Here is a 7,755-nt window from a genome sequence, read left to right as displayed (position 1 = left end):
CTCCCAGTATTTGAAAGTAGCTGAAAACTTATGAACCGCCGTGTACCGAACGGTACGCACGGTGGTGTGAGAGGACGAAAGTCTCCACTGGAGACTTTCTCCTACTCGATATAGATTATAGTTTCTGATCCGTCCGGATCAATTTCTATCTTTTTTGCAGAGTACCGCGTCCATAGCACGCGAAGCGGCGCGTGGGCGTGTGTGAATGCCAAAACAAACTCATGCGTGATAGGACCGTTTTGCGATTATTGTGTGAGCGTCAGAAATGTCTGCTTCATGTCACATTTCAGGCGGATTCCATGCTTCTCCAGCACCTTCTGCATCGCGCAGAGCGTGTCCGCGACATCCGGCCGGTTGCAGCTCTCGCCCATATGCCCGATTCGCACAACCTTTCCGGCAAGAACATCAAAGCATCCGGATATCAGAATGTTGTAGTCTTCCGCCATTTCCGCAAGCAGCTCCCGGTCCGTGATACCTTCCGGCACATTGATCACCGTAACCGTGTTGGACATTCCTCTCCTCAGAAAAAGGGTAAGGCCGGCGGCCTTTACGGTTTCCCGTACGGCCCGGGCGATCTTGGCATGTCTGTCGAAGACATCCGGGTCATCCAGGAAGTTGTCGAGCGCCTGCCGGAGACCGTTGATGTCGCTGACCGGCATGGTGTAGGGGAACCACTGATCCTTATAATAGTTTTTCATGGCCAGAATATTCGCATAAAAACTCCGGATCGGTGTCTTACGTTCTTCCATGGCACGGAAAGCACGGTCGCTTACCCAGATCATTGTCAGGCCAGGCGGACAGGAGAGCGCTTTCTGAGACCCGCCGCAAAGGATATCGATGCAGCTTTTCCCGAGATCAAGAGGTTCTCCGAACATGCCAGCAACAGAGTCTGCAACGACCATGATGCCGTAGGAATTCAGAAGTCTGCTGATGGCTTCCACGTCATTGAGCACACCGCTCGGTGTATCACAGTGAACAACGGTCGCATATTTGAAATGATGGTCTTTTTTCAGATAAGTTTCCAGGGCATTCAGAGGTACCGGCTCGTGATAATCCGTGGTAAAGAGGACAGGAACCCCTCCGTAAATTTTCACAAAATCTGCGAATCCTTTTCCAAAAATGCCGTTATCGATGACGAGAACCCGGTCGCCTGGCTCCGTTAGAGATGCACAGGCGGCTTCCAGCCCCAGAATACCCTCTCCGCCGAGGATGAAGGCAGTCTGATCGGTGTGCAGCGCCTTCGAGAGCAGCTCACAGGTTTCATGATAGAAATCGTAGAATGCCGGATCAATGTCCGGATTGGTGCAGGGCAGCGCCCTTGCGTCTCTGACGTTCTGGCGGACCTGAGAGGGCCCCGCCGTCATGATTTTGTACATAATATCATCACCTCTGATGGAAAAAATATGAACATCCGCACAACAAAAAACGTGTGCCTCCGCGGTGGAATGACGCTGACAGACTCAGACAGCCACCGCATAGGCCCGGCGGGTAACCCTCCGAAGTACCGGAAGAACAGCCAGAACGATAACGGCTGCCGTTACGACCTGCAGAATGTTGCCCGGAATGGAGCCGAGAGGAGTGATCCAGTTTCCATATAGAATCACCTCGGCAAAATAATAACCGACAATTTTGATCAAGAGAGCAAGTATCATGGAAACCGTGTCATTCAGATGCACATTCCGGATCGGACGTTTTTCTGCGAACAGACCGACGATAAAGCCCATAAATCCGACGATAACCAGGGTAAAAGGCGCCCAGGCCGTCCATCCGCTCAGCAGATCGAAAAGCCCCATCCCGATTCCTCCCGCAAGTGCTCCGGTTCTCTTGCCAAAGAGAATCGCGGCAATGAACAGGGGGACATTTCCCAGATGAATCAGTCCGCCGCTTCCCACAAACGGAAGACGGATGTTGATTAGCCAGGTCGCCACATAGGTGAGAGCAATCATCAATGCAGTGGTAACCAGATCCTGAGTACGGCTTTTAAATGGGATCACATTGGATGCTTGTGTTTTCTTTGTCGTATTTTTCTCTGTCATATTTGTTTCCTCCCGCCATTGAATTTTGAAAATCTGCGTCTTATTCTATACGTTTTTGGGTATATGAGTATTTCCAATTCGGGAGAAAAAAATATGATCAGATATTTCTCTGAAGGAAATCCGGTCTGCCGTTTCGGTCGTTATCCCGCAGAACCATGCCAAGGATAAAACCGGCGATCATGCCTCCGAGATGGGCCCAGGCATTGACACCAGCCCCGATATTCTGGAGAAACATAAAAACGGAAAAAATAATCATCAGCCATGGATTCGCGCGGCGGTTTGTCTTCTTTCTGTCTATGACCGCAGCCCCTGCGTATGCGCCGATCAGCCCGAAAACGGCTCCGGACGCGCCGGCAGATATTCCGTAGTTTCCGGTGGAAAGGTCAACTGCAAGGCTGAGAAGGTTGCCGCCGATCCCGCTGACCAGGTACAGGATCAGGTAGCGGATTTTTCCATACTGCTGCTCCAGAGACCATCCGCAGTAAGTCAGCGAAATCATATTGGAAAAAATATGACTGAACCCGAAGTGGATAAACATGCTTGTAAACAGTCTCCACCACTCATGCTCCCTGATCATCAGCGGCGCATACTGCGCGCCTGCCTCAACAACTGCGTTGTCTCCATTGCTTCCTCCTGTCATTTCTTCAACCAGAAACACAAGCACATTCGCGAGAATCAGCAGAATTGTGATGACAGGAACTGTAGGACCGCGGCCGGACCGCCTTTTTCTCCCGAAAGTGCCAGAAGAAGAGACGGTATCGGGCTCGAAGGGCGAATTTTCCGGCGAATACCGGTCGCTATATGAACGGATACAGTGATCGATCAGATCACGTCCCCACCGTTCCGCTTCGTCCTGACTTCGGAAAAGTCCGGCCTGCAGCACGTTTTTCTGAGGATCCAGGACCTCGCAGCGGATTCCTGCTACCTCATAATAGAATTTGAGAGAATAATCCCGGTATTTCTGTGTTTTCATCGAATCGTTTTCCTCCAGGGTTTTCCTCATTGTACCACAACATGTTTGACCAGAGGATCACTTCATCCGTTTCCTTTCCGTTGTTTTGCCAGAGGCTCTTACTTCCCGTTTCTCACCGCGAGGCCGTTTCCTGCCGGTTACTGTTCACCCCAACTATGTGCGGTAAGGATTTTTCACTCCTATTGCCGGTTCTTCCGGTGTCTTTCACTTAGTTCCGTCTTATAAGTTATTCGTTTCCGTGTTATAATCAGATAAAAGAACGTTGTCCGGGAACACATTCTGAACAGGTGGCCGGATCCGGATCGGCAGACATGAGGACGAGATATGAGTGTAGCGAGAACAGGCATGAATCAGACGAACATCCAGGATTTGAACAGGGAGCTTCTCCTGAATTTTCTACGAAGTGAGGGCGAGTGCGCAAGGATTACACTCGCAAAGCTTTCCGGTCTGAAGCAGGCCACGGTGACGAACATTATCAATGACTTTATCCGGTGGGGAATTGTAAAAGAAGTCGGTTTCCTGACCGGGGAGAAGGGGCGCCGATCGATCGGCATTTCTTTGAACAAGGAAGAATACGGTGTCATCGGAATCCGGATCACCAGGAAGAACTACTCATTCGGATTGTTCAACATTGCAGGAGAAGAGATTTTTTCCCGTATATCTGAAGATTTCACCGGAGTGTCCGCAAAGGAGGTATTTTCCCACCTGTTAATATCCGTGGATCAATGCATTGACGAGGCAGGGGGACGTAAGATCCTTGCAATCGGAGTCGCAATTCCGGGTCCCTATAACAGGGTAACCCGGAGAATTGAGCTTATGACGGGGGCATCCGGCTGGAATGAGGTCCCGATTGAGCAGGAACTGAAAAACAGGTACCATATTCCGATCTATATCGAACAGAACGCAAACGCTGCGGCTGTTGCGCAGTACTGGTATAATCGCGACAAACTGGACGATGATCTCCTTGTCTATGTTGCTGCGGGGCAGGGCATCGGTGCCGGCATCATCAGTGACGGAGAACTCGTCCGCGGCAGCATCGGCACCGCCGGAGAAATCGGACATACCTCCATCGATATGAATGGGCCAAAGTGCATCTGCGGCAACAGAGGATGCCTGGAGAATTACTGCTCATCCATTGCGTTTACGAGATTCCTCAATGAGCGGAGACGCAGGCGCAATTCCTCCGGAGACAGTTCTTCCGGTTCGCCGGAAACAGACAGGGCGCTGACATTCCGGGAGGCAGCAGAACTGGTCCGTGAGGGAGATGAGGATGCCGTGGCGGTCTATCTGGAATGCTGCGACCGTCTGGCGGTCGGCGTCGTCAATATCATTAACAGCTTTAATCCGAAATACCTCATGCTGGGAGATGAAATGTCCCACGTGGCACCGGATCTGATGCTTCAGAGGGTGCGGCAGAGGGTGCGGGAGCGCACAATCCCGGCAATTTTCGAAAGCACAAATATCAGTCTTTCCGTCGTTGAACATGACTCGATGGTGAATGGCGCTGCTATAGTGGCAATCACGGATATTTTCCGTCATCCGGCTGATTTTTTCAGTGACACGCAAAAGAAAGGCGAGTGATCCATTCCGGCAGCGCCTGTTGCATATGATGCTGCCGCATTCCCGTGACTTTATTCGTGTGAGCCTTCACTGTAAGATCGTGACGGACCATGAATGTGGAAGATCAGTAATCTTTGTAAACCAAACAACCATGCGACAAATCGTGCGACAAACGGTATAAGATTTGGACTGCCCGTGCCTCACAGACAAATTTAATATTGACTTCATGTATTAATCGAATTAATCTATATGTTGAGCAAAGATATATGCCATCAGGCTTCTGAGAACTTTGCTCATCCATTCATTGGTTTCAATGTAAGATGTGATATCATTTATTTTTAAGGAGGACCTTAATCATGAAATTCTTTATCGACACAGCAAATGTAGATGAAATCCGTGAGGCAAATGACATGGGAGTTATCTGCGGCGTTACCACAAACCCGTCTCTGATCGCAAAGGAAGGCCGCGATTACAAGACTGTTCTGAAGGAAATCACCACGATTGTTGATGGAGCGATCTCCGGAGAGGTAAAGGCTACCACAACGGATGCGGAAGGAATGATCAAAGAAGGACGGGAGATTGCCGCGATTCATCCGAACATGGTTGTAAAAATCCCGATGACGGCAGAGGGGCTGAAAGCGATCAAGGTTCTTCACTCGGAAGGCATCAAGACGAACTGCACATTGATCTTTACGGCAAATCAGGCGCTTCTTGCAGCAAGAGCAGGCGCGACATATGTATCTCCCTTCCTTGGACGTCTTGATGACATCAGCACGAGAGGCGTTGATCTGATCCGGGAGATTTCCGACATCTTTGCTGTTGCCGATGATATCGACACCCAGATTATCTGCGCATCGATCCGCAACCCCATGCATATTACGGACTGCGCACTCGCGGGCGCAGACATCGCAACCGTTCCGTTTAAGGTAATCAAGCAGATGATCCATCATCCGCTTACCGATGAGGGAATTGTAAAATTCCAGAACGATTACAAGGCTGTCTTTGGAGAGTAAGCAGACATGAGATACCTGGTGCCACAGACTTAATCAGTCTCGGATTCCCACACAGGGCCGCACCGTGATCATTCAGGCTATTGGGTCACGGTGCTGTTTTTTTGTACAGAAACAGCAGTGACCTTGTCGCTTCCGGCTGATGGTCATTACCGTTACCGTGTATTTTTGATGGAAATAATCTTTACCACATCGCTGTCACTGCCATATGACATTTATTACAGGAGACAATGAAAGAAATGGAAAATCTGGAATTACAGAAAATCGCAAATGAAGTCCGCAAGGACATCGTAACTGCCGTACATTCCGCGAAATCCGGTCATCCGGGCGGGTCTCTCGGAGCGGCGGATATTTTTACCTATCTGTATTTTGAGGAGCTGAAGAACATTGATCCGCACGATCCGAAGAAGCCGGACCGTGACCGCTTTGTGCTTTCCAAGGGCCACTGCGCGCCGGGACTGTATTCCGCTCTGGCGGAGAGGGGCTACTTCCCGAAGGAGGATCTCGTCAGCCTCCGTCATGTGGGCTCCTATCTGCAGGGACATCCGAACATGAACGACACTCCAGGTGTGGACATGTCCACGGGATCGCTCGGACAGGGCGTTTCTGTCGCCTGTGGAATGGCACTCGCAGCGAAGCTGTCCGGAGAAAGCTATCATGTATACACACTGCTCGGAGATGGTGAGTGCGAGGAGGGCGAGGTCTGGGAGGCCGCGATGTTCGCGGGCGATAAGAAGCTGGACAACCTGACTGTAATGGTGGACTACAACAATCTCCAGATCGACGGAACCCTGGAGGAGGTCAATTCACCCCTTCCGCTCGACCGGAAGTTTGAGTCCTTCCGTTTTCACGTCATCTCCGTGGCGGACGGAAACGACTTTGATCAGCTCCGCGCTGCTTTCCGCGAGGCAGCACAGATCAAGGGCATGCCGACGGCGATCATCTGCAGAACCGTGAAAGGAAAAGGTGTCTCCTATATGGAGAACAACTGCGGCTGGCACGGCAAGGCACCGAATGACGAGGAGTACGCGCAGGCAATGGAAGAACTGAAGAAAGCAGGTGAAGCATTATGTCAGAAGTAAAGAAAATCGCCACCCGGGAGAGCTACGGAAACGCTCTGGTGGAGCTCGGAAAGAAGCACGACGACCTGGTGGTTCTGGACGCGGATCTTGCGGGAGCGACCAAGACGGGAATTTTTAAGAAGGCTTTCCCGGAGCGCCATATTGACTGCGGAATTGCCGAGGGCAACATGATGGCCGTTGCGGCGGGACTTGCCGCTGCGGGAATGGTTCCATTCGCGAGCAGCTTTGCCATGTTCGCGGCGGGACGCGCCTATGAACAGGTCAGAAACTCCATCGGCTATCCCCACCTGAATGTAAAGATCGGCGCGACACACGCTGGAATTTCTGTCGGAGAAGACGGAGCGTCCCACCAGTGCCTGGAGGATATCGCTCTGATGCGCGTGATCCCGGGAATGACCGTCATCGTTCCTTCGGACGACATCGAGGCGCGGGCGGCCGTCGAGGCAGCATATGCGTACAAGGGACCGGTATATCTGCGGTTCGGACGTCTGGCGGTTCCGGTGATCAATGACAGACCGGACTACCGGTTTGAAATCGGAAAAGGCATCACCCTTCGTGAGGGAAAGGATGTGACCATCGTTGCGACAGGACTGGAGGTGCAGTCGGCGCTTGAGGCCGCACAGAAGCTTGCGGCGGATGGCATCGACGCAGAAGTGATCAACATCCACACGATCAAGCCGCTGGATGAGGAGCTGATCCTTGCGTCCGCGAAGAAGACCGGGCGGGTCGTCACCGCAGAGGAGCATTCTGTGATCGGAGGACTCGGCGGGGCTGTCTGCGAGGCACTTTCCGCGAAGGCACCGGTTCCGGTGCTCCGGATCGGAGTCAACGACGTATTCGGCGAGTCCGGACCGGCTGTGGAGCTTCTCCACAAGTACCGTCTCGACGGAGAAGGTGTATATGGCCAGATCCGCGCGTGGCTTTGATGCGGAGGATGAGCTGACCGGCGCACGCAGGAAAATTGTCCCGGCAGTACCGGCACGTGGGTCTGATGCGGAGGATAAGCTGACCGGCGCACGCAGGAAGATTGTCCCGGCAGTACCTGCGCGTGGGTCTGACACAAAGCCGGGCATTCAGTGAACTGTCAGAGAAAC

8 protein-coding genes are annotated in these 7,755 nt (G+C 52.0%); 5 read left to right on the top strand and 3 right to left on the bottom strand.

The features are described 5' to 3' along the window. Positions 1 to 245 precede the first annotated feature (245 nt). The 3 genes from ACTQZS_RS09055 to ACTQZS_RS09045 all read right to left on the bottom strand — a co-directional run bounded on the left by ACTQZS_RS09055 (position 246) and on the right by ACTQZS_RS09045 (position 3,009). A complete protein-coding gene (locus ACTQZS_RS09055) occupies positions 246 to 1,376 on the bottom strand; it encodes a pyridoxal-phosphate-dependent aminotransferase family protein (protein WP_441475518.1) in 1,131 nt (376 codons plus the stop codon). An 84-nt stretch (positions 1,377 to 1,460) separates the two neighbouring features. Next, positions 1,461 to 2,036, bottom strand: a complete 576-nt coding sequence (locus ACTQZS_RS09050) for an ECF transporter S component (protein ID WP_441475517.1) — start codon at positions 2,034 to 2,036, stop codon at positions 1,461 to 1,463. Positions 2,037 to 2,133: 97 nt separating this feature from the next. Then, positions 2,134 to 3,009 (bottom strand): rhomboid family intramembrane serine protease, encoded by an 876-nt coding sequence (locus ACTQZS_RS09045; RefSeq protein WP_441475516.1) that lies wholly within the window; start codon positions 3,007 to 3,009, stop codon positions 2,134 to 2,136. A 324-nt stretch (positions 3,010 to 3,333) separates the two neighbouring features. On the opposite strand from ACTQZS_RS09045, the gene ACTQZS_RS09040 reads away from it, so the two are divergent. From ACTQZS_RS09040 to ACTQZS_RS09020, 5 genes are all read left to right on the top strand, one after another. Further along, positions 3,334 to 4,590, top strand: coding sequence for an ROK family protein (locus tag ACTQZS_RS09040; RefSeq protein ID WP_441475515.1), 1,257 nt, complete (start codon positions 3,334 to 3,336; stop codon positions 4,588 to 4,590). Positions 4,591 to 4,925: 335 nt separating this feature from the next. Beyond that, positions 4,926 to 5,582, top strand: a complete 657-nt coding sequence (gene fsa, locus ACTQZS_RS09035; protein WP_441475514.1) for a fructose-6-phosphate aldolase — start codon at positions 4,926 to 4,928, stop codon at positions 5,580 to 5,582. A 227-nt stretch (positions 5,583 to 5,809) separates the two neighbouring features. Next, positions 5,810 to 6,661, top strand: coding sequence for a transketolase (locus ACTQZS_RS09030; RefSeq protein WP_441475513.1), 852 nt, complete (start codon positions 5,810 to 5,812; stop codon positions 6,659 to 6,661). Then, positions 6,649 to 7,587 (top strand): transketolase family protein, encoded by a 939-nt coding sequence (locus ACTQZS_RS09025; protein ID WP_441475512.1) that lies wholly within the window; start codon positions 6,649 to 6,651, stop codon positions 7,585 to 7,587. Before ACTQZS_RS09030 ends, ACTQZS_RS09025 begins: the two co-directional genes overlap by 13 nt. Beyond that, positions 7,562 to 7,741 carry a hypothetical protein gene (locus ACTQZS_RS09020; RefSeq protein WP_441475511.1) on the top strand — a complete coding sequence of 60 codons (180 nt, stop codon included), beginning with the start codon at positions 7,562 to 7,564 and terminating at the stop codon, positions 7,739 to 7,741. Before ACTQZS_RS09025 ends, ACTQZS_RS09020 begins: the two co-directional genes overlap by 26 nt. Positions 7,742 to 7,755: the final 14 nt, after the last annotated feature.

It is taken from the genome of Bilifractor sp. LCP19S3_H10, from assembly GCF_052119185.1.
Lineage (GTDB): Bacteria > Bacillota > Clostridia > Lachnospirales > Lachnospiraceae > Bilifractor.
The sequence above is the reverse complement of the archived record's forward strand: the minus strand, read 5'-3'. Positions and strand labels throughout refer to the sequence as shown.

Coding starts and splice junctions, on each gene's coding strand:
- ACTQZS_RS09055 (WP_441475518.1), bottom strand. CDS start 1,376: ATGTACAAAATCATGACGGCGGGGCCCTCTCAGGTCCGCCAGAACGTC.
- ACTQZS_RS09050 (WP_441475517.1), bottom strand. CDS start 2,036: ATGACAGAGAAAAATACGACAAAGAAAACACAAGCATCCAATGTGATC.
- ACTQZS_RS09045 (WP_441475516.1), bottom strand. CDS start 3,009: ATGAAAACACAGAAATACCGGGATTATTCTCTCAAATTCTATTATGAG.
- ACTQZS_RS09040 (WP_441475515.1), top strand. CDS start 3,334: ATGAGTGTAGCGAGAACAGGCATGAATCAGACGAACATCCAGGATTTG.
- fsa (WP_441475514.1), top strand. CDS start 4,926: ATGAAATTCTTTATCGACACAGCAAATGTAGATGAAATCCGTGAGGCA.
- ACTQZS_RS09030 (WP_441475513.1), top strand. CDS start 5,810: ATGAAAGAAATGGAAAATCTGGAATTACAGAAAATCGCAAATGAAGTC.
- ACTQZS_RS09025 (WP_441475512.1), top strand. CDS start 6,649: ATGTCAGAAGTAAAGAAAATCGCCACCCGGGAGAGCTACGGAAACGCT.
- ACTQZS_RS09020 (WP_441475511.1), top strand. CDS start 7,562: ATGGCCAGATCCGCGCGTGGCTTTGATGCGGAGGATGAGCTGACCGGC.